This window comes from Pseudomonas saudiphocaensis (assembly GCF_000756775.1).
GTDB classification, from domain to species: Bacteria; Pseudomonadota; Gammaproteobacteria; order Pseudomonadales; family Pseudomonadaceae; genus Stutzerimonas; species Stutzerimonas saudiphocaensis.
The window spans coordinates 2,626,567-2,647,242 of record NZ_CCSF01000001.1 but is presented as its reverse complement, the minus strand read 5'-3'; the positions used below and the strand labels follow the sequence as shown (position 1 = coordinate 2,647,242).

21 protein-coding genes are annotated in these 20,676 nt (G+C 63.4%); 11 read left to right on the top strand and 10 right to left on the bottom strand.

What is annotated here, in order from left to right:
* Positions 1 to 42 precede the first annotated feature (42 nt).
* The 3 genes from BN1079_RS12180 to ppnN all read left to right on the top strand — a co-directional run bounded on the left by BN1079_RS12180 (position 43) and on the right by ppnN (position 2,858).
* Positions 43 to 324 (top strand): DUF2782 domain-containing protein, encoded by a 282-nt coding sequence (locus BN1079_RS12180; RefSeq protein WP_037024711.1) that lies wholly within the window; start codon positions 43 to 45, stop codon positions 322 to 324.
* A 30-nt stretch (positions 325 to 354) separates the two neighbouring features.
* Positions 355 to 1,305 (top strand): homoserine kinase, encoded by a 951-nt coding sequence (locus tag BN1079_RS12175; RefSeq protein WP_037024709.1) that lies wholly within the window; start codon positions 355 to 357, stop codon positions 1,303 to 1,305.
* Positions 1,306 to 1,484: 179 nt separating this feature from the next.
* A complete protein-coding gene (gene ppnN / locus BN1079_RS12170; RefSeq protein ID WP_037024708.1) occupies positions 1,485 to 2,858 on the top strand; it encodes a nucleotide 5'-monophosphate nucleosidase PpnN in 1,374 nt (457 codons plus the stop codon).
* Between the two features lie 107 nt (positions 2,859 to 2,965).
* Here the strand turns inward: ppnN and BN1079_RS12165 are convergent, their stop codons facing one another.
* The 3 genes from BN1079_RS12165 to znuA form a co-directional block, all read right to left on the bottom strand.
* A complete protein-coding gene (locus tag BN1079_RS12165; protein ID WP_037024707.1) occupies positions 2,966 to 3,667 on the bottom strand; it encodes a TSCPD domain-containing protein in 702 nt (233 codons plus the stop codon).
* A gap of 55 nt (positions 3,668 to 3,722) precedes the next feature.
* Complete coding sequence (locus tag BN1079_RS12160) at positions 3,723 to 5,873, bottom strand: adenosylcobalamin-dependent ribonucleoside-diphosphate reductase (RefSeq protein ID WP_037024706.1); 2,151 nt, start codon at positions 5,871 to 5,873, stop codon at positions 3,723 to 3,725.
* A 175-nt stretch (positions 5,874 to 6,048) separates the two neighbouring features.
* The gene (gene znuA, locus BN1079_RS12155; protein ID WP_037026897.1) at positions 6,049 to 6,987 is read right to left on the bottom strand and encodes a zinc ABC transporter substrate-binding protein ZnuA; all 939 of its coding nucleotides are present in this window, start codon (positions 6,985 to 6,987) and stop codon (positions 6,049 to 6,051) included.
* A 63-nt stretch (positions 6,988 to 7,050) separates the two neighbouring features.
* On the opposite strand from znuA, the gene zur reads away from it, so the two are divergent.
* From zur to BN1079_RS12135, 4 genes are read left to right on the top strand one after another with little or no spacing between them, the layout of a single operon-like run.
* The gene (zur, locus tag BN1079_RS12150; protein ID WP_037026893.1) at positions 7,051 to 7,536 is read left to right on the top strand and encodes a zinc uptake transcriptional repressor Zur; all 486 of its coding nucleotides are present in this window, start codon (positions 7,051 to 7,053) and stop codon (positions 7,534 to 7,536) included.
* Complete coding sequence (znuC, locus tag BN1079_RS12145) at positions 7,533 to 8,321, top strand: zinc ABC transporter ATP-binding protein ZnuC (RefSeq protein ID WP_037024704.1); 789 nt, start codon at positions 7,533 to 7,535, stop codon at positions 8,319 to 8,321. Before zur ends, znuC begins: the two co-directional genes overlap by 4 nt.
* The gene (znuB, locus tag BN1079_RS12140) at positions 8,322 to 9,107 is read left to right on the top strand and encodes a zinc ABC transporter permease subunit ZnuB (RefSeq protein WP_037024703.1); all 786 of its coding nucleotides are present in this window, start codon (positions 8,322 to 8,324) and stop codon (positions 9,105 to 9,107) included.
* A gap of 4 nt (positions 9,108 to 9,111) precedes the next feature.
* Positions 9,112 to 9,609: a YgjP-like metallopeptidase domain-containing protein gene (locus tag BN1079_RS12135; RefSeq protein WP_037024702.1), complete on the top strand. Its 498-nt coding sequence runs from the start codon at positions 9,112 to 9,114 to the stop codon at positions 9,607 to 9,609.
* Positions 9,610 to 10,052: 443 nt separating this feature from the next.
* On the opposite strand, the gene katE is transcribed toward BN1079_RS12135, so the two are convergent.
* Positions 10,053 to 12,188, bottom strand: coding sequence for a catalase HPII (gene katE / locus BN1079_RS12130; protein WP_037024699.1), 2,136 nt, complete (start codon positions 12,186 to 12,188; stop codon positions 10,053 to 10,055).
* A 254-nt stretch (positions 12,189 to 12,442) separates the two neighbouring features.
* Here katE and BN1079_RS12125 point away from each other — a divergent pair, with 254 nt between their 5' ends.
* From BN1079_RS12125 to BN1079_RS12115, 3 genes are all read left to right on the top strand, one after another.
* Positions 12,443 to 13,450 (top strand): methionine ABC transporter ATP-binding protein, encoded by a 1,008-nt coding sequence (locus tag BN1079_RS12125; protein WP_037024698.1) that lies wholly within the window; start codon positions 12,443 to 12,445, stop codon positions 13,448 to 13,450.
* Positions 13,450 to 14,127: a methionine ABC transporter permease gene (locus tag BN1079_RS12120; protein ID WP_037024697.1), complete on the top strand. Its 678-nt coding sequence runs from the start codon at positions 13,450 to 13,452 to the stop codon at positions 14,125 to 14,127. Before BN1079_RS12125 ends, BN1079_RS12120 begins: the two co-directional genes overlap by 1 nt.
* A 255-nt stretch (positions 14,128 to 14,382) precedes the next feature.
* Positions 14,383 to 15,153: a MetQ/NlpA family ABC transporter substrate-binding protein gene (locus tag BN1079_RS12115; RefSeq protein WP_037024695.1), complete on the top strand. Its 771-nt coding sequence runs from the start codon at positions 14,383 to 14,385 to the stop codon at positions 15,151 to 15,153.
* Between the two features lie 418 nt (positions 15,154 to 15,571).
* Here BN1079_RS12115 and BN1079_RS12110 read toward each other — a convergent pair whose 3' ends face one another.
* The 6 genes from BN1079_RS12110 to BN1079_RS12085 are packed head-to-tail and all read right to left on the bottom strand — an operon-like array spanning position 15,572 to position 19,948.
* On the bottom strand, positions 15,572 to 16,141 hold the full coding sequence (locus BN1079_RS12110) for a hypothetical protein (protein ID WP_037024694.1): 570 nt from the start codon (positions 16,139 to 16,141) through the stop codon (positions 15,572 to 15,574).
* Positions 16,138 to 17,235: a beta-ketoacyl synthase N-terminal-like domain-containing protein gene (locus tag BN1079_RS12105; protein ID WP_037024692.1), complete on the bottom strand. Its 1,098-nt coding sequence runs from the start codon at positions 17,233 to 17,235 to the stop codon at positions 16,138 to 16,140. The genes BN1079_RS12110 and BN1079_RS12105 overlap by 4 nt, the downstream gene beginning before the upstream one ends.
* Positions 17,232 to 17,498, bottom strand: coding sequence for an acyl carrier protein (locus BN1079_RS12100; protein WP_037024691.1), 267 nt, complete (start codon positions 17,496 to 17,498; stop codon positions 17,232 to 17,234). The genes BN1079_RS12105 and BN1079_RS12100 overlap by 4 nt, the downstream gene beginning before the upstream one ends.
* Positions 17,480 to 18,667, bottom strand: coding sequence for an ABC transporter permease (locus BN1079_RS12095; protein ID WP_037024690.1), 1,188 nt, complete (start codon positions 18,665 to 18,667; stop codon positions 17,480 to 17,482). The genes BN1079_RS12100 and BN1079_RS12095 overlap by 19 nt, the downstream gene beginning before the upstream one ends.
* Positions 18,664 to 19,548, bottom strand: coding sequence for an ABC transporter ATP-binding protein (locus BN1079_RS12090; RefSeq protein WP_037026890.1), 885 nt, complete (start codon positions 19,546 to 19,548; stop codon positions 18,664 to 18,666). The genes BN1079_RS12095 and BN1079_RS12090 overlap by 4 nt, the downstream gene beginning before the upstream one ends.
* Positions 19,541 to 19,948, bottom strand: a complete 408-nt coding sequence (locus BN1079_RS12085; RefSeq protein WP_037024689.1) for a hotdog family protein — start codon at positions 19,946 to 19,948, stop codon at positions 19,541 to 19,543. Before BN1079_RS12085 ends, BN1079_RS12090 begins: the two co-directional genes overlap by 8 nt.
* Before the next feature lie 100 nt (positions 19,949 to 20,048).
* On the opposite strand from BN1079_RS12085, the gene BN1079_RS12080 reads away from it, so the two are divergent.
* Positions 20,049 to 20,597, top strand: coding sequence for a methyltransferase family protein (locus BN1079_RS12080; RefSeq protein ID WP_037024688.1), 549 nt, complete (start codon positions 20,049 to 20,051; stop codon positions 20,595 to 20,597).
* Positions 20,598 to 20,676: the final 79 nt, after the last annotated feature.

Sequence of the window (20,676 nt, the reverse complement as noted above, 5' to 3'; positions counted from 1 at the left end):
AGAATGCCCCGGACCAATCATTGGAAAAGGGGCTAGGTTATCATGCGCGCTATCAAACACCTGATGCTGGCCGCTGTGCTAGCTAGCGCTCCGCTGGCCGGTTTTGCCCAGGAGTCAGTGGACGGTGAGCCGGACGTGACCATCCGTCAGGAAGGCGATCGCACGGTGGAGGAGTACCGCGTAAACGGTTTTCTCTACGCCGTGAAAGTTACCCCCAAGCACGGCAAGCCGTATTTCCTGGTGCGGGCCGATGGCGATAGCAATTTCGTCCGTGCCGACCAGCCGGACATGCTGATCCCCGCTTGGGAAATCTTCCGCTGGTAAGCATCGGCGATCATCGAGGGACGAACCCCCATGTCTGTATTCACGCCACTTGAGCAGCACGAACTGGAAGCCTTCCTGGCGCCTTTCCGGTTGGGGCGCCTGCGTGACTTCCAGGGTATCGTCGCTGGCACCGAGAACAGCAATTTCTTCGTCAGCCTGGAGCAGGGCGAATATGTCCTGACCCTGATCGAGCGCGGCCCGACCCAGGACCTGCCGTTCGTCATCGAGCTGCTGGACGTGCTGCATCAGGCGCGCATTCCCGTGCCCCATGCCGTGCGCACCGCCGAAGGCGTGGCCTTGGGCACCTTGGCGGAAAAACCCGCACTGCTGCAGCCACGTCTGCCGGGTCGGCATGTCAGCGTTCCCAATGCAGCTCACTGCAGCGAAGTGGGGCGCCTGCTGGCGCGCATACATCTGGCGACCCGCGAGCGGATTCTGGAGCGACCCAGCGACCGTGGCCCTGACTGGATGCAGCGCGAAGGACCGAGCCTGGCGCTGAATCTGCCGGACAAGCAATTGCCGCTGCTGCGCGATGGCCTGGCGGAAATCGCCGAGTTGAAGCAAAAATTCCGCGAACTGCCCAGGGCCAACCTGCATGCCGATCTGTTTCGCGACAACGTCTTGTTCGAAGGCAGCCACCTGACCGGGGTGATCGATTTCTACAATGCCTGCTCCGGGCCCATGCTCTATGACGTGGCGATTGCGGTGAACGACTGGTGCTCGCACCCCAACGGCGAAATCGACGAAGAGCGCAGTCGGCCGCTGTTGGCTGCCTATTCCGCCCTGCGCCGCTTCACCCCGGCCGAGGCCGAGCTGTGGCAGCCGATGCTGCGCATGGCCTGCGTGCGCTTCTGGCTGTCGCGGCTGATCGCCGCCCAGAACGTCGTTGGCCAGCAGGTGCAGGTCAAGGACCCCGACGAGTTCTATCGTCTGCTGCGTGCGCGCCAGCATTTTCACAGTGCGCTGCCATTCGCCTTCTGAGGCGGAACATTCACCCGGCGCGCGTTTTCTCAACAGCGCCGCTCTGCAGTTTTTCCACGGTGCACTCCACACCTGGAGTTAAGATGCTGCATCGCGGCGATCTTCCGCCCGCCGGCCGCTCATCAGCAGTTGCCGCATGCCACGCGGCCTGGCGGCATCGTTTTCTCATGGAATGACCAATGACTTCACGCTATGTAATCAATGCCTCGGTACATCCCAAAGGCAGCCTGGAAACGCTGTCGCAACGGGAAGTCCAGCAACTGAGCGAGGCCGGCTCCGGCAGCACCTACGCCCTGTTCCGCCAGTGTGCCCTGGCGATTCTCAATACCGGCACGCAGATCGACAACGCCAAGACCATCCTCGAAGCCTATGAAGACTTCGAAGTACGCATCCACCAGCAGGATAGGGGCGTACGCCTGGAACTGATCAATGCGCCCGCCGATGCCTTCGTCGACGGCCACATGATTTCCAGCACTCGGGAGATGCTCTTCAGTGCCCTGCGCGACATCGTCTACACCGAGAACGAGCTGAGCAGCACCCGCATCGACCTGAGCAGCTCCGAGGGCATCACCGACTACGTGTTCCACCTGCTGCGCAACGCTCGCATCCTGCACGCCGGCGCCGAGCCGAACATGGTGGTGTGCTGGGGCGGGCACTCGATCAATTCCGAGGAATATCAGTACAGCAAGCGCGTAGGCCACGAGCTGGGCCTGCGTAATCTGAATATCTGCACCGGTTGCGGCCCGGGGGTAATGAAGGGGCCGATGAAGGGCGCCACCATCGCCCACGCCAAGCAGCGTCTGGTGGGCGGGCGTTACCTGGGCCTGACCGAGCCGGGCATCATCGCCGCCGAAGCGCCGAACCCCATTGTCAACGAGCTGGTGATCCTGCCGGATATCGAGAAGCGTCTGGAAGCCTTCGTGCGGGTTGGCCACGGCATCATTATCTTCCCTGGCGGAGTCGGCACGGCGGAGGAGTTCCTCTATCTGCTGGGTATCCTGCTGCATCCGGACAATGCCGATATCCCGCTGCCGGTGATACTTACCGGGCCGAGCGATTCGGCGCCCTACCTGCAACAACTGCATGAATTTGTCGGCGCCACCCTGGGCGAGACGGCCCAACAGCGCTATCGGATCATCATCGACGACCCGGCTGCAGTGGCGCGGGAGATGGTCAAGGGCTTGAAAGAAGTGAAGGATTTCCGCTGCGAGCGCAACGATGCCTTTCATTTCAACTGGCTGCTGAAGATCGAGGAAGGCTTCCAGCACCCCTTCGATCCCACCCACGAAAACATGGCAAGCCTGCAGCTGACCCGCGATGTACCACCCCATGAGCTGGCGGCCAACCTGCGTCGGGCGTTCTCGGGGATTGTCGCCGGTAACGTCAAGGACAAGGGAATTCGTCGTATCGAGCAGTTCGGCCGCTACGAAATCCACGGCGCGCCGGAGATCATGAAGCCGCTGGATGCACTGCTGCAGGCCTTCGTCGCCCAGCACCGGATGAAACTGCCGGGCGGAAGACCCTATGAGCCCTGCTACCGCGTGGTGAGCTGAGCAGGCCAGCTAGGGCAGAAACGCATCGCGGCTGACCTGCCCCTGCCGATTCATGAGTCCGGCAGGAGCAGCGTCAGCCGCGAGTGGTTGAATCTACCGGCAGGCGTTTAGCCGCACTTGGAGTTGCCGCAGTTCAGGCAGGTGGCACAGCCGTCCATCTGCACCACGGCCTGGGTGTTGCACTTGTTGCACAGCTGCGCACCCGCCGGGAAGCCGTCGCCCGGCTCCACCGCCACGGCGCCCTGGCTGGCTTCGTAGGCGGCACGCTTTTCGGCCAGATACTTGAGCTGGTGCTCGTCCAGCTCATGTCCTTCCATCATGCCGATGGCGATCAAGTGACGCTCCAGCACGCCGCCGATCTCGGCGACGATGGACGGCATGTAGACGCCGCCCTTCTTCAGGTAGCCGCCGCGTGGGTCGAATACCGCCTTCAGCTCTTCCACCAGGAAGGTGCAGTCGCCGCCCTTGCGGAACACGGCGGACATGATGCGGGTCAGCGCCACGATCCACTGGAAATGGTCCATGTTCTTCGAGTTGATGAAGATCTCGAAGGGGCGGCGCTGCTCGTGGGGCGTGCCGGCGTTGAGGACGATGTCGTTGACGGTGACGTAGAGCGCGTGCTCGAACAGCGGCGACTTGATCTTGTAGGTCATGCCGATCAGGGATTCGGGACGCTGCAGGCTCTCGTCCATCTCCACTACGGTGGTGGGCTTGCCAGTGGCTTGCTGCTCGACGGTCGCAAGGGGGCGCTCGAGGGTCTCATCGACGACCTTGAAGCCCTTGATGCGCTGAGTGATCTTTACTGTCATTGGGTGTTCTCCATCCGGGCGGCGGGCCGCCCGGCTTGCGGTCAGGTGGGCCGGCTCAGTATTTGCCGTAATAGCCTTCTTTGAGGGCGTCGAAGAGGTTGGCGGCGGTGTTCACTTCGCCGTCGTATTCCACTTCCTGGTTGCCCTTGAGCTCGACCACGCTGCCGTCTTCGAGAGTGAAGCGGTAGAGGGTCTTCTCCAGATCCGCTTCCTTGACCAGCACACCCTGGAAGGCGGCCGGGTTGAAGCGGAAGGTGGTGCAGCCCTTGAGTCCCTGGCGCCAGGCGTAGCGGTAGATGTCCTTGAACGCCTCGAAGGGATAGTCGGTGGGCACGTTGGCGGTTTTGGAGATCGACGAGTCGACCCATTTCTGCGCCGCGGCCTGGATATCCACGTGTTGCGTCGGGGTGATGTCGTCCGCCGTGATGAAGTAATCCGGCAGCTTCTCGCCCGGCTCGGTGGAGCCCGGCTTGGCGCGCTCGTTGACCAGGGTGCGGTAGGCCAGCAGCTCGTAGCTGTAGACTTCGATCTTTTCCTTGGCCTTGCGCCCGGCGCGGATCAGGTTGCGCGAGTAGTGGTGAGCAAAGCTCGGCTCGATGCCGTTGGAAGCGTTGTTGGCCAGGCTCAGGCTGATGGTGCCGGTGGGCGCGATGGAGCTGTGGTGGGTAAAGCGCGCACCTTCCTCGGCCAGGGCTTCGATCAGCTCGGGAGCGTATTCGGCGATCTTCTGCATGTAGCGCGAATACTTGGCGTGTAGCACGCGGCCCGGCACCTGGTCGCCGACCTTGTAGCCGTCCTTCTTCATCTCCGGGCGCTTGCGCAGCATTTCGGCGGTGACTTCGAAGGTTTCGGCGAGCAGCGGCGCAGGGCCTTTTTCGCGGGACAGTTCGAGCGCCACCTGCCAGCCGACCAGAGCCATTTCACGGGCGACTTCTTCGGTGAACACGCAGGCTTCCGGGCTGCCGTAGCGCAGCTTGAGCAGGGTCAGGGCCGAGCCCAGGCCGAGGAAGCCCATGCCGTGCCGGCGCTTGTGTTCGATCTCGTGACGCTGCCTTTCCAGCGGCAGGCCGTTGATCTCCACCACGTTGTCCAGCATGCGGGTGAACAGGCGCACCACTTCGCGGTATTTGTCCCAGTCGAAGCGCGCGTTCTCGCCGAAGGGGTCGATAACGAAGCGGGTCAGGTTAATCGAGCCCAGCAGGCAGGAGCCGTAGGGCGGCAGTGGCTGCTCGCCGCAGGGGTTGGTGGCGCGGATCGCCTCGCACCACCAGTTGTTGTTCAACTGGTTGACGCGGTCGATGAGGATAAAGCCCGGCTCGGCGTAATCGTAGGTGGAGACCATGATCATGTCCCACAGATGCCGCGCCTTGACCCTGCCGTAGATCTTGCAGGCCACCAGGCCGTCTTCGCGAACGATATAGCCCTCGTGGGTTGGCCACTCGCGCCAGACCACCTGCTCGGGATCGTCCAGGCTCACCTCGGCCTTTTCCTTGAGGTGCAAGGGGAAGATCAGCGGCCACTCGCCATCGTTCTCCACCGTCTGCATGAACTCGTCGGTGATCAGCAGGCTGAGGTTGAACTGGCGCAGGCGCCCGTCTTCACGCTTGGCACGGATGAACTCGCGGACATCTGGATGGCCGACGTCGAAAGTGCCCATCTGCGCACCGCGGCGACCGCCGGCCGAGCTGACGGTGAAGCACATCTTGTCGAAGATATCCATGAACGACAGCGGGCCGCTGGTATGCGCGCCGGCACCCGAAACGAAAGAGCCGCGCGGGCGTAGGGTGCTGAATTCGTAGCCGATGCCACAGCCGGCCTTGAGTGTCAGTCCGGCCTCGTGGACCTTGCCGAGGATCTCGTCCATCGAGTCGTTGATGGTGCCAGAGACAGTGCAGTTGATGGTCGAGGTGGCGGGTTTGTAGTCCTGCGCGCCGGCGTTGGAAATGATTCGCCCGGCGGGGATCGCGCCGTTACGCAGCGCCCAGAGAAATTGCTGGTACCAGAGTTCACGTGTATCAGGCGACTCGACTTCGGCCAGGGCCCGGGCGACACGCTGCCAGGTGGCGTCCACGTCGGCGTCGACTGCGGCGCCATCCTTGCTGGTCAGGCGGTATTTCTGCGCCCAGATATCCTCGGAAGCCACCTGCAGTGGAATGCTGGAAGTGGTTGTTTCCTCTGCCGTGGCCGGCCCGCCTGTCTTCGCCATGCGCTGCGCATCCTCGTTCGTATGGGGAAAATTTAAAGCGCGAAGCTTATGCTATGCAGGCGAGAATGGCACCTGACAGTTATCGATCCAGCTTACTTGCGCACATGAAAATGATGCATTCCGAATCGCTGATGACAGGTGACAATCCTGCCAAGTCGACTTCTCCAACCGCCCGTCAGAGCGACTCCAGACAGCTTGCCAGAGTCGATCCCAACTCTTCGATCAGCCGTTCGTAGCCTTGAGCGTCTACCTTTTGCTCAACCCCGAGCACATCCAGCTCGGCCATCGTCGCCGGCAAGCCACTGGTCAGGGTTTCTGCAAGGCGCGGACGCATCGGCGGTTCGCTGAATACGCAGCTGGGGCCGGCTTGCTGCAGGCGCTCGCGCATGGCGGCAACGTGACGCGCCCCCGGCTGCACTTCGCTGCCGGCAGTGAAAACACCGCTATGGCTGAGGCCGTAGGCAGCCTCGAAGTAGTCGTAGGCCTGGTGGAAGACGAAGAAGGGTTTGTTCTGCACATTGGCAAGACGCTGGCGGAGGCGCTGGTCCAACGCCTCGATACGCTCGGAGAAAGCCCTGCCGTTGGCTTGATAGCGTTCGGCGTTGGTCGGGTCGGCGGCAGCGAAGTCGGCGGCCATGCGTTCGGCGATCACCCGCGCATTGGCCGGCAGCAGCCAGAGATGGGCATCAAGGCTGCCGGGTCGATGGTCGTGATCATGATCGTCATGCTCATGCTCATGCTCATGCTCATGTTCGTGATCGTGGGCATGAGCCTCGCCGAAATGTCGCAGCGTCAGCCCTGGCAATTCCTGCACGGCCACGCTCGGGCCCTGGCGCCCATTCAGCGCGCGTGGAAGGAAATTCTCCAGATCGGGGCCGACCCAGTAAAACAGCGTCGCCTCCTGCAGGCGCCGTACGTCGGAGGGGCGCAATGCGTAGTGGTGTGCCGAAGCGCTGGCCGGCAGCAGAACATCGGCCTCGCCGACACCGTCCTGCACGGCCGCGGCAATCAGTTGCAGCGGTTTGATGCTGGTCAGTACCTTGATCTCGGCCTGGGCAGATGTGGTGCCGATCAGCAGGGCAATAATCAGCGGGATGGACAAAAGACGGATCACGGGCAGCACTCGGCGGGTGGAAATGGTACATAATAACGTCTCTTCATCATGACGTCGCTGCCCATGCCCAAGACTCCGCTGGCCTGCAGGCCACATGACCACGATCATTGCGTCAGCCATGCGCTGGCCGAAGCCGATACGCTCTGCGCGCGCCAGGGTGTGCGCCTGACCGCCCTGCGCAAGCGTGTGCTGGAGTTGGTCTGGCAGAGCCATAAGCCGCTGGGCGCCTACGACATTCTCGCCGTGCTCAGTGAGCAGGATGGCCGCCGTGCCGCGCCGCCAACGGTCTACCGGGCGCTGGATTTCCTTCTGGAAAACGGCCTGGTGCATCGCATCGCGTCGCTCAATGCCTTTATCGGCTGCAACCGGCCCGAGCATCCGCACCAGGGGCAGTTCCTGATCTGCCGTGGCTGCCAGACGGCCATCGAGCTGGAGCAGCCGGCGATTGCCGAAGCCATCGTCAGCGCAGCGCGTACCGTGGATTTCAGCGTCGAAGGCCAGACCGTGGAAGTGGTCGGCCTCTGCGCACCCTGCCGGCGTGCAGCATGAGTGAGGCGCTGCTGAGACTGGAGGACATCCACGTGCGCTTCGCCAGCCAGGACGTCCTGGAAGGCGCGCACCTGCAGGTCAACCGTGGTGAGATCGTCACCCTGATCGGCCCCAACGGCGCCGGCAAGACGACTCTGGTGCGGGTGGTGCTGGGCCTGCTCAAGCCTGATCGCGGCAAGGTCTGGCGCCAGCCCAAGCTGCGCGTCGGCTATATGCCGCAGAAGCTCCACGTCGATGCCACCCTGCCGCTGTCGGTGCTGCGTTTCCTGCGTCTGGTACCTGGCGTGGATCGCGAGCGGGCACAAGCTGCACTGGCCGAAGTGGGCGCGGCGCATGTCATCGATAGCCCGCTGCAGCGGATTTCCGGCGGCGAGATGCAGCGTGTGCTGTTGGCCCGCGCGCTGCTGCGCAAGCCGCAGTTGCTGGTGCTGGACGAGCCGGTGCAGGGCGTTGACGTTGCCGGCCAGGCCGAGCTGTACCGGTTGATCGGCGTACTGCGCGAGCGTCATGGCTGCGGCGTGCTGATGGTTTCCCATGATCTGCATCTGGTGATGAGCGCCACCGACCAGGTGGTCTGCCTCAATCGCCACGTCTGCTGTTCCGGGCACCCCGAGCAGGTCAGCAGCGACCCGGCCTTCGTCGAGCTGTTCGGCCAGGATGCCAAAAGCCTGGCCATCTACCACCACCATCACGACCACGCCCACGATCTGGATGGCGGCGTGGTCAAGGCGGGCCTGACCATCCATGGCCCGGTCCATGTTCACGGCCCTGGTTGCAAGCACTAAATGCCCGATTTTCTACTCAATGCCCTGCTCGCCGGCCTCGCCCTGGCACTGGTGGCCGGCCCGCTCGGCAGCTTCGTCGTCTGGCGGCGTATGGCCTATTTCGGCGACACCCTGTCCCACGCCGCACTATTCGGCGTCGCCCTGGGGCTGATGCTCGATATCAACCTGACCCTGGCAGTGACGGTCGGCTGTGTGCTGCTGGCGCTGCTGCTGGTGACTCTGCAACAGCGTCAGCCGCTGGCTTCCGACACTCTGCTGGGCATACTCGCCCATAGCACGCTGTCTTTAGGCCTGGTTTCGCTGAGCTTCATGTCGGATGTGCGCATCGATCTGATGGGCTACCTGTTCGGCGATCTGCTGGCTGTAGGCCCCACCGATCTGGCCTGGATCATCGGCGGTAGCGCTCTGGTGCTGCTGATGTTGATTCCGCTGTGGCGGCCGCTGCTGGCGATCACCGTGCATGAGGAATTGGCCCGCGTCGAAGGCCTGCCGGTGGCGGGGATCCGCTTGGCGCTGATGCTGCTGATTGCCGTGGTGATCGCGGTGGCGATGAAGATCGTCGGCGTGTTGCTGATCACCTCCCTGCTGATCATTCCCGCCGCTGCGGCGCAGCGCCACGCACGCACGCCGGAGCAGATGGCGTTGGGGGCGAGCCTGTTGGGCCTTGTCGCAGTGTGCCTGGGGCTGGCGCTGTCCTGGTACGAGGACACCCCGGCAGGGCCGTCCATCGTGGTCAGCGCCGCCACGCTGTTCCTGCTCAGTTTTGCCTGGCCGAAGCGGGCTTGAGGCCATGACCGACCTCAAGTACCTGCGCGGCTATCCCGAGTCGCTGCTACAGCAAGTGCGTCAGCTGATTGCCGAGGATCGCCTGGGTGACTACCTTGCGCGGCGCTATCCCGGCCGCCACGAGGTACAGAGCGACAAGGCGCTGTACGGCTATGTGCAGGGGCTCAAGCAGGACTATCTGAAAAGCGCACCGCCCATCGATAAGGTGCTCTACGACAACCGTCTGGACCTGACCCATCGCGCGCTTGGCCTGCATACAGCGGTGTCGCGGGTGCAGGGCGGCAAGCTCAAGGCGAAGAAGGAGATTCGCGTGGCGGCACTGTTCCGCGAGGCCGCGCCGGAGTTTCTCAAGATGATCGTGGTGCACGAGCTGGCGCACCTGAGGGAAAGCGAGCACAACCGCGCCTTCTACAAGCTCTGCGAGCATATGCTGCCGGGTTACGGGCAGATCGAGTTCGACCTGCGGCTGTTTCTGCACTGGCGCGAGCTGAGCGACCGCTGAAGCGATTTCGGGCCTCCCACCAGGCTAGTGAAAGTCGCGAGCGTGCGATGGACGTAGGGTGGAAAACTCGCGAAGCAGATTTTCCACGCGCTGCGTGCGCAAAAGCCTTCAGTGGGGCTGACGCTGCCGACGCGTGGATGGCTTCGGCCATCCACCCTACGATTACGCTTTGGCCCGGGGGCGGGCCTCCCACCAGGCTGGCGAGAGTCGCAAGGGCGAGAAGGATGTAGGGTGGAAAACTCGCGAAGCGGATTTTCCACGCGCTGCGTGCGCAAAAGCCTTCAGTGGGGCTGACGCTGCCGACGCGTGGATGGCTTCGGCCATCCACCCTACGATCACGCTTCGGCTCGGGGGCGGGCCTCCCACCACAGGTCTGCGGTGTGCAGCGGAGCGGTGGGCGCGCCCTGGCGGCGAAAGCGGGTCGCAGGTTGCCGGACAGGCGTCTACGCCGGCACCGCCTTGGCAGCTGCCTCTCGTGCCCAAACGCGATGCTGGCCGAGCGCCTGGACGAAGGCATCGAACACCGCGTCCACCCCAACGCCCTCAATCAGCCCAGCATCCGTTACCAGGTTCAGCGATGTCAGCAATGACCGCGCCTCGCCGACTACCACTACCGGCTTGAGGTGCTTGTAGGCTTCCAGCAGGTAATGCTTGGCCTCGCCGGACTGAGCCATGGCGGCCACCGCATCGGCGCCGCCCGGCACGAAGACCGCATCGAACATCACTGACGGCATGCCGTCCATGGCCGCATCGGTGACCAGCAGTTGCCCGTCGGCAGTCTTCACCGGCGCCGGCGAAGGGCCGATCAGCTTGGCAAACGCACACTCCTTGGCCAGACGAGCCCTGAAGGCGTCGATGGCGGCGCTGTCCACGCCATCGGCAACCAGGATCGCCACCTTGCGCGACTTGATATTGCCCGGCACGTGGTTCATCAGACTCAGCGCCGGCGAGCTCTGCGGCGTCGGCGTCTTCGGCGTGACCGTCGGTGCGCTCGGGGCCGGCAAGCCGAGGTTCTCGGCCACGCGACGGGCCAGTTCCAGATCGATATTGGCGAGGATTTCATTGACCTGGCGCTCGCGGATGTAGACCCGCTCGACCTTGCCCAGCTCGAAGGTATAGGCGCCGATGATGTGCTCCTTCTCCGGCTCGCTCATGCTGTTCCAGAACAGCGTGGCCTGGGAGAAGTGGTCGCCGAAGGACTCGCTGCGGTTGCGGATCTTGTGGCCTTCCACTCGCTCGGGGTAGCTCTCGAACCCGCCGCCCTGCGCAGCCGGCGGCGTTTCCTTCGGCCAGCCCCCATCGATGGAGTTGGGCTCGTAGTTGGCGCGCCCCTTGTGGATGGTCTGGCGGTGGAAGGCATCGCGCTGGTTGTTGTGGAACGGGCAGACCGGGCGGTTGATCGGGATTTCGTGGAAGTTCGGGCCGCCCAGGCGCAGCAGCTGGGTGTCGGTGTAGGAGAACAGCCGGCCCTGCAGCAAGGGATCGTTGGTGAAGTCGATGCCCGGCACGATATGGCCGATATGAAAGGCCGCCTGCTCGGTCTCGGCGAAGAAGTTGTCCGGGTTGCGGTTGAGGGTCATCTTGCCGAGCTTCTGTACCGGCACCAGCTCTTCGGGGATGATCTTGGTCGGGTCCAGCAGGTCGAAGTCGAACTTGTGCTCGTCGGCCTCTTCGACCACCTGCACGCCCAGCTCCCATTCGAAATAGTCGCCCATTTCGATGGACTCCCACATGTCGCGCCGGTTGAAGTCAGGGTCCTTGCCGGCGATCTTCAGCGTCTCGTCCCACACCAGCGAGAAGGCCCCGGCCACCGGCTTCCAGTGGAACTTGACGAAGCGGCTGACGCCCTCGGCGTTGATCATGCGGAAGGTGTGCACGCCGAAGCCCTCCATGGCCCGGTAGCTGCGCGGCAGGGCGCGGTCGGACATGGTCCAGAGCACCATGTGCGCCGATTCCGGCGTCAGCGAGACGAAGTCCCAGAAGGTGTCGTGGGCCGACTGCGCCTGGGGGATCTCGTTGTGCGGCTCGGGTTTCACTGCATGCACGAAGTCGGGAAACTTGATCGCGTCCTGGATGAAGAACACCGGCATATTGTTGCCGACCAGGTCGAAGTTGCCCTCATCGGTATAGAACTTGGTGGCGAAGCCGCGCACGTCGCGCACGGTGTCGGCCGAGCCGCGCGAACCCTGAACGGTGGAGAATCGCACGAAAACCGGCGTTTCTTTGCCCGCGGCGGCGAGAAACGACGCCTTGGTCAGCCAGCTGTGGTCGCCATAGCTGACGAACACGCCGTGGGCGGCCGAGCCGCGCGCATGCACGATGCGCTCGGGGATGCGCTCATGATCGAAGTGGGTGAGCTTCTCGCGCATGATGAAATCTTCCAGCAGCGAGGGGCCCCGGCCGCCGGCCTTGAGGGTGTTCTGGTTGTCGGCGATCTTCACGCCCTGGTTGGTGCGCAGCGCCTGGTCGGTGGCATCGGAGCGGAAGGCTTCGAGCTGATCGAGCTTGGCATTGCTGTTGGCGCGATCAACGGTGTCGGTGCCGGCGATCGTATTGCGCGGCGGGCGGGTATCGGTCATGGCGGTGATCTCATGCGGGTGGAGTTTCCGTAGATCGCTTGACGCAGCGATTCCACGAGGATCTGCACAACTGACCCGCACGCCGCTGACAAGGTCGCCGTCTCGCCAATTTAGATTGGCTATGGCGACGATTGGTAAAGTCGATAACCTGGCCTGGCAGCCCGATGGCAGCTGAGGACGAAGGCCAAATGGGTTAGAATGCCGATCTTTTGCCGGCCAGATGGCCGCAGATGTCCGGATCTACAGGCCCGCCCGTGATCGAATTTCACAATGTTCAAAAAACCTATCGTGTTGCCCGCCGTGACGTGATGGCGCTGCAGCCGACCGACTTGCGTATCGAGTCGGGTGAGGTGTTCGGCCTGATCGGTCACTCCGGCGCTGGCAAGAGCACCCTGCTGCGCCTGATCAACCGCCTGGAGGAACCCTCCGGCGGGCGCATCCTGGTCAACGGCGAGGACGTCACCGCCCTGGACGCAGACGGACTGCGGCGCTTCCGCCAGCGCGTGGGAATGATCTTCCAGCACTTCAACCTGCTGATGTCCAAAACGGTTGCCGACAACGTCGCCATGCCGCTGCGCCTGGCTGGCAGTTACTCGAAAAGCGAGATCGAGCGCCGTGTCGCCGCGTTACTCCAGCGCGTTGGCCTTGAGGACCACGCCCGCAAATACCCGGCGCAGCTGTCCGGCGGGCAAAAGCAGCGGGTCGGTATTGCCCGGGCGCTGGCCACCGAACCGGACATCCTGCTGTGCGACGAAGCTACCAGCGCCCTGGATCCGCAGACCACCGCTCAGGTGCTGCAGCTGCTGGCGGAGATCAACCGCGAGCTGAATCTGACCATCGTGCTGATCACCCATGAGATGGACGTGATCCGCCGGGTTTGTGATCGCGTGGCGGTGATGGATGGCGGCGTGATTGTCGAACAGGGCGCGGTGACGGACGTCTTCCTGCATCCGCAGCACCCCACCACTCAACGCTTCGTTCTCGAAGACGAGGCAGTGGATGAAAGCGAGCAGCGCGACGACTTTGCCCACGTACCCGGACGCATTCTGCGCCTGACGTTTCAGGGCGATTCCACCTACCAGCCGTTGCTGGGCAGCGTCGCGCGCGAGACGGGGGTGGATTTCTCGATCCTCTCCGGGCGTATCGATCGCATCAAGGACACTCCCTACGGCCAGCTGACCCTGGCGCTGGTGGGCGGCGATGTCGAGGCGGCACTGACGCGCTTCGATGAGGCCGACGTACATGTGGAGGTCCTGCGCTGATGGATGCCCTTTTTAGCTCTTTGTTAGGCAATGTCGACTGGTACGAAATCTGGCTGGCGACCCTGGACACCCTGCTGATGCTCGGCGGCTCGCTGCTATTCACCATCCTGCTGGGCCTGCCGCTGGGCGTGCTGCTATTCCTCAGCGGACCGCGCCAGCTATTTGAAAACGCCCCGCTGTATGCGGCGCTGTCATTCGTGGTGAATGTGCTGCGTTCGCTGCCGTTCATCATCCTGCTGATCGTGATGATCCCGTTCACGGTGCTATTGACCGGCACCTCGCTGGGCGTGGCCGGTGCCATTCCGCCGCTGGTGGTGGGTGCCGCACCGTTCTTTGCTCGGCTGGTGGAAACCGCCCTGCGCGAGGTGGACCGCGGCATCATCGAGGCGACCCAGGCCATGGGGGCGACGACCCGGCAGATCATCTTCAACGCATTGCTGCCGGAAGCGCGACCGGGCATTATCGCTGCAATCACCGTCACTGCCATTACCCTGGTCTCCTACACGGCGATGGCCGGTGTGGTTGGCGCAGGCGGCCTTGGTGACCTGGCGATCCGCTTTGGCTACCAGCGCTTCCAGACCGATGTAATGGTAGTTACCGTGGTCCTGCTGCTGGTGCTGGTGCAGGTATTGCAAAGCATCGGCGACCGGTTAGTTACGCATTTTTCGCGTAAATAAACAATCAGCCAGCAGGCTGTAGAAAAACGTAGGCGAGGCAGGCAAGACAAGGCAAAAACAGGCGAGGACGCGGAGTTTAGTAGTCTAAATGAGCAGTACTCACTTCGTTCGCCCTTCGGGCCGCGCTAAAGCGCGTTAGCCGCAAGCGGCTTTCCGAGCCTGTTTTTAACGCAGTATTGCCAACGCAGCTAGTTTTTGACGGCCTGCTAGGGCGAGCGAACTTCGCACCCGATATACCTTCGAAGGAACCGTACGATGAAAAAACTGATTGCCGCCCTGGCCACCGTCGCGGCCTTTTCCGCCCAGGCTGCCGAGCTCAACGTAGCGGCCACCGCCGTGCCCCATGCCGAGCTGCTGGAGTTCGTCAAACCCAAGCTGGCCGAGCAGGGCGTTACGCTGAACGTGAAAGTCTTTACCGACTACGTGCAGCCCAATATCCAGGTTGCCGAAAAGCGTCTGGACGCCAACTTCTTCCAGCACCAGCCGTACCTGGATGAGTTCAACAAGGGCAAGGGCACCGAGCTGGTCAGCGTTGCCGGCGTGCACGTCGAGCCTTTTGGTGCCTACTCTAGCAAGCTCAAGTCGCTGGACGAGCTGCCCAAGGGCGCCAACGTGGTAATCCCCAACGATGCCACCAACGGTGGTCGCGCCCTGCTGCTGCTGGACAAGGCCGGCGTGATCAGCCTCAAGGAAGGCGCCGGCATCACCGCCACGCTTAAGGACATTGCCGACAATCCCAAAGGCATCAAGGTACGTGAGCTGGAAGCGGCCACCCTGCCGCGCGTACTGACCCAGGTCGACCTGGCGCTGATCAACACCAACTACGCGCTGGAAGCCAAGCTCAACCCGACCGAAGACGCGCTGGTGATCGAAGGCAGCGATTCGCCCTACGTGAACATCCTCGTTGCCCGCCCGGACAACAAGGACAGCGAGGCCATGCAGAAACTGGCTGCCGCGCTGCACAGCGAAGAGGTTCGCCAGTTCATCACTGAGAAGTATCAGGGTGCAGTGGTTCCGGCTTTCTGATTCACTTCCATGCGTGATCCGGAACCCCGCCTTGTGCGGGGTTCTTTGTTCTTGAGGGCGGCGTAGGGTGGATCACGCTTCATCGATCCACGGGGTGGCCATCCACCGAGCACAGGGGCGGTGGATGTAAAAAGCGACATCCACCCTACGTCTGCATTCGCCGCGAGGGCGACTCCCACAAAAAATGGCCCGGCGCGCAATCTCTCTTGGAAGCGGCGCCCTCGCCGCGAAGCTTTCTGCTTAAGCTGGGCCTATTCAGCCCCCAACGCCGTACAGGGGTGGTGGATGTAAAAAGCGACATCCACCCTACGTCTGCATTCGTCGCGAGAGCGACTTCCACAAAAAATGGCCCGGCGCGCACTCTCGCGTGGAGGCGGCGCCCTCGCCGCGAAGCTTTTTGCTTCAGGTGGCGGGGGGATTACTCCGCGTCCAGCTCCAGTCGCAGCACCTCGGCGGTGGCACTCAGTGAGGCGAAGTCCCGCCCGCGCAGCGAGTCGCCGCCTGGCTCCAGCACCAGGGCCTGGATGCTGAAACCGTCCTGCAGGTCTTCCTCGACCAGCATCACCAGGCCCTGGCGTATCTGCGCGCGTTCAAGGTCGTTGCCAGCCAGGTCGAGCAGATGGCCCCAGACTTGCGGACCGGCACCGATAAACAGGTTCGGCCCCTGCAAGCCCAGCTGCTGAGCCACATGGAAGCCCGCGGCGTTGCTCACGCTGTTCACGAACTCGAAGGGCTTGGGCAGCTTTTGCTGGGCGCAGACGCTTTCCAGCAGGGCGAACATGTTCTGTCGCGCCGGCCAGGTGGCGGCGAGGTAGAGCCCGCTGTCTGCCTGCATATGCGCCTTGAGCGGCGCGGCGGCGAGCAGCGCCAGCAGGGTCAGGCGGTCGGTGCGTCGGGGCGGATTGTCCAGATGCTCGCTCAGCGCGGCCTTGAGCTGGCTATCGCTACGATTGCGACCACGCACTTCACAGGCGGCGATCACTTTCATGATGCGACTCCTTGCAGTACCAGGCTGGCATTGTTGCCGCCGAAACCGAAATAGTTGGCCAGCAGCAGGCTCTCGGCGGGTACTGCCAGCGGCGCGGCGGACAGTGGCAGCAGCGCTTGCGCGGCATAGTCGCAGCCGGGCAGCGCGCCCTGGCGCAGGGTTTCCAGCAGCAACAGGGTTTCGCTAAGGCCGCATGCGCCCAGGGTGTGGCCCAGATAAGGCTTGAGTGCGCACATCGGCGGCATGGCCTGGCCGAAGGTGCGGCGCATGCCGTTGCTTTCGGCCTCATCGTTGGCGCTGGTGGCGGTACCGTGTAGCTTGACCAGACCAATTTTGGCCGCCCGGCTCTTGGCGCTGTGCAGCGCGCGGCGCATTACCCAGTCGATATGGCTACCGTCTTCGGCGGTATTGGTCAGGCTGCTGGTGTCACAGGCGCTGAAGCCCCCCAGCAGGCGTGCCAGCGGATCGGGGCCGGGTTCGCCACTGAGCATGACGCTGGCATAGGCCTCGCCGAGAATCAGCCCGTCGCGTTCGGCATGGAAGGGACGATAGGCGGCGCTGGGGCTGGTCAACTCCAGTACGCCGAAGCCCTGGCGGGTGACTTCGCTGGGCGTTTCGAAGGCCAGTATCAGCGCCCGCCGGTAGTGGTTGCGTGCTACCAGTCGTGCACCGTAAAGCAGTGCATTGGCCGCACTGGTACAGGCGGTGTTGAGGGTGAAGGCGCCGGCAAATCCCCACTCCTGGCGCAGCTCCTCGGCGAGAGCATCAAGCACCGGGGCCAGCTGGTTGCCGGGTGCTTCGCCGGCCTTTACCCGCGCTTCGATGGCGGTGATATCCAGGGTGGTGGATGCCAGGATCAGCAGGCAGTCGTCCAGCGTGCCCGCCTCGGAGCGGGCGACCAGCTGATGCAGACGTTGGCGCAGCTCCAGCGGGGCACCGGCGACGCCCAGGTAGGGGCGCTGTTCATGGCGCTCATGCAGTTCGAACCATTCCGGTTGTGGCAGGCGGCCATGATGGCAGGCGCTGGCGGCATCCTGCAGGGTTTCGCCCAGCGTGCTGCACAGCTGCGCGCGTTGCAGATAGACCGGCTTCACGAGTGCTGCCTGATAAATGCAGCGATGCTGTCGATGCTGTTGAGAATGCGCCGGCCATCCTTGGCGCCTTCGATACGTACACCGTAATGCTGCTGCAGGGCCAGCGACACCTGCAGTGCATCGAGGCTGTCCATCTGGATGCGGCTCTGTTGGCCGAACAGCGGCTCGGCATCGTCGATGCTCTGCCAGTCGATGTCGTCCTGCTTGTCGCATTCACGGATCAGCAGCTGCTTGAGCGCCTGTTTTAGTTGTGTGTCGTCCATTGCGTATCGTTCAGTCGTTTGAGAAACAGGAACAGCGCCGCTGCGCCGACCACTGCTGCGAACAACAGCAGGCGGGCGCACCAGGGCGCAATATCAGCCAGCGAGCCCTGGCCGACCAGCAGAACCAGAAAAGCATCCAAGCCCCAGCTCATGGGTGAGATCTCGGCCAATCGGGCCATGGCCTCCGGCATCACGCTCTTGGGCACCATGACGCCGCCGATCGCCGCGAGGATCAGGTTGAGGCCGCCACTGAGCGTGAGCGCCTGCTCGCTGCTGCGTGCCAGGCAGGCAATGGCCAGGCCCAGGCTGCAGGCAGCCAGCGACAGACAGACGGCCAGCAGCACATAGGCAAGCGGGCTGCCGGGCAGATGCAGACCTGGCAGCCCCAGCAGCGGCAGCAGCCAGACGCCGATAGCCAGCAGCAGGGCGAACTGGATGACGTTGATGCCCAGGTACGGCAGCAACTTGCTCAACACCAGTGTGCCCATGTTGAGCCTCAGGCAGCGCAGCCGCAGCAGGGTACCGCTCTGTTGCTCGCGCTGAAGGCTGTTGGCCATGGGCAGCATGACAAAGAACATGCCGAAGATCAGCCAGGCCGGCACGCTGTGCTGGCTGGCGTTGGCGCGCTGTTCGAGCGCGCCGCTGGCCAGGCGCTCCTGCTCGTCCATGCGTACCTGGGTGCGCTCCCGGACCAGTGTCATCCGCTCATCCAGGGAGGATTTCTCGTCCAGCTCGCCGGTGTCCAGCAAAAAGGTCATCAGCCGGGTCTGTGCCAGTGCCACCTGGGCGGCGTTACGCAGGCGCTGGCGCGTCAGGGCATCGGTGGTGGCGGGGAAGATCAGGCCGAGGCTGGTGTATTCGGTATCCAGCAGCTGCTCGGAAAAGTCGGGCGCCAGATGAATCCGTGGGACGGCCTGGTCGCTGGCGGTGGTGATCGTACTGTCAGGCAGTTGCTGCTGCAGTGCCGCGCTGAAGAAGGCGCTCTGCTCGCTGGCCGTGGGGATTTCCAGTTCCAGATTCAGTGCCGGCAGGCGCTCCTGGTTGACCTCGGCCAGGGCGAAGGCCATCAGCAGCACGAACAGCGCCGGCATCACGAACAGCACCGTCAGCGCCTGGGGATCGCGTATCAGCAACAGCCATTCCTTGCGGATCAGAGCGCGCAATCTCACAGGGCACCTCCGCTCAGATGCAGATAGAGCTGTTCCAGAGACGGACGGCCAAAGCGCAGCAGATCGGGCAGCGGCTGTTGCTGGCCAATGAACTGACACAGTTGCGCGAGCTGGGCGCCATCAAGGCGATCAATACGATAACCGCGCTCGGTCGGCAGTGCCTCCAGGCGCAGTTCGGTGATCAGCGCGGCAAAGCCGGGCGGTGGCGCGGCAGGCCATTCCAGGAGCAGGCCGTGGTCGTCACCTAGCAGCTGGCGCTTGTCCAGGTCGAGGCGCACCTGACCATCGGCCAGCAGGATGATCCGCTGCGCCAGGCGTTCGATCTCTTCCAGATAGTGGCTGGTATAGATCACCGCACAGCCTTCGGCCGTAAGGGCCTTCACGGCATCGAGCAGCAACTGCCGCGAATGTGCATCGACGCCCACGGTGGCCTCGTCGAACAGATATAGCGAAGCGGGCTGAAGCAGGCCGATGGCAAAGTTGAGGCGGCGTTGCTGCCCGCCGGAAAGCCCCGCCGCGCGCTGTTTGAGCAGTGCCTGCAGCGAGGTGGCTGCGATGCAGCGCTCAAGGCGGCTGTTGCGCTCGGCGCCGCGCAATCGGTAGAGGTCGGCGAACAGCTGCAGGTTTTCCGCCACGCTCAGCCCAGCGTGGAACGCCGATTGTTGCGGTATCAGGCCGATGCTGCGCTGGTCCTGCCAGTGGATTTCGCCCTGCTGCGGCTGGCGCAGGCCGGCAATCAGAGACAGCAGCGTGGTCTTGCCGGCGCCATTGCTGCCCAGAAGGCCCAGGCACTGACCGGCTTCCAGGCGCAGGTCGATGCCTTCGAGCGCCGCACGTTCGGCACCGGGATAGCGGAAACTCAGGTTGCGCAGTTCAAGCATGGACAAGGACCAGCAGCAGGCGGCCATCGAGCAGCAGGCGTTCTTCATGATGGATGCTGAACGTGTAAAGCGCTCCGGCCGGGCTGAGCGCTTCCTGAGTCGCACTGATCAGCAGGGGGCCGCTGCGCTCGGCCGGCTGGTGATGCAGTTGCAGCGTGCTCAGCTTGCCTACCAGTGCCATCTCGATGGATTTTCCGTTGTCGTATAGGGCACCATGCGCGCCGCATAATTGTGCCGCCGCCTCGAATAGCAGGCAGGGCGATGCATCGGAACCGAACTGTTGCAGATACGACCAGGCGCTCAGGCCCCTGATGCTGCTGGCATCGTGCTGGAGCACGGAATCCAGCCAGAGCGCGGTTCCCTGATGCGGCAGCAGGCTGAGCAGTTGGGATCGATCCATCGTGACGACTGCGTGAATATTGGCGGGCCGGGAGTGTAGCAGATGGCTTCCCGGCGTTGCCGTCTACCCGGGCGTAGACAGACTCGTAAGGAGATGATTGATGCTGCAGGCTGTGTTCTTCCTGCTGGGTACGCTGGTGCTGGCCTGGCTGTCCCGGGCTTCGTTGCGCCAGCCCCGCTCCCACGGCTTTCCGCGCTTTCTCGCCTGGGTGGCGATTCTCGCGCTGCTCTCGCTCAACGCGCCGGTCTGGTTCGAAGATCGCTACAGCGCGACTCAGCTGGTGTCCTGGGTGCTACTGCAGACTTCCATCGCCGTGCTGGTCGCCGGGCTGTATATGCTGCGGCGCGTTGGCAAGACTGACCGGGCTCGGGAAGAGGAGGAGCTGTTCGCCTTCGAAAAGACTTCGCAGCTGGTGACTGTGGGGATCTTCCGCTACATCCGCCACCCGATGTACTGCTCTCTGCTGTTGCTGGCCTGGGGCATCTTCTTCAAGCAACCCGGGCTGCTCGGCCTGCTGCTGGCACTGACCGCCTCGCTGTGCCTCTGGCTGACGGCCTTGCGCGATGAGCAAGAGTGCCTGGTCTACTTCGGCGAGGACTACCGACGCTATATGCTGCGCAGCAAGCGCTTTATTCCCTTTGTTGTGTAGCGGGCATCGCAGCGGACGGCTGCAGTGATGATGTCGGGTTTCCAGACGGTTATGCCGAACCCCGAGAACCTCGTTATGA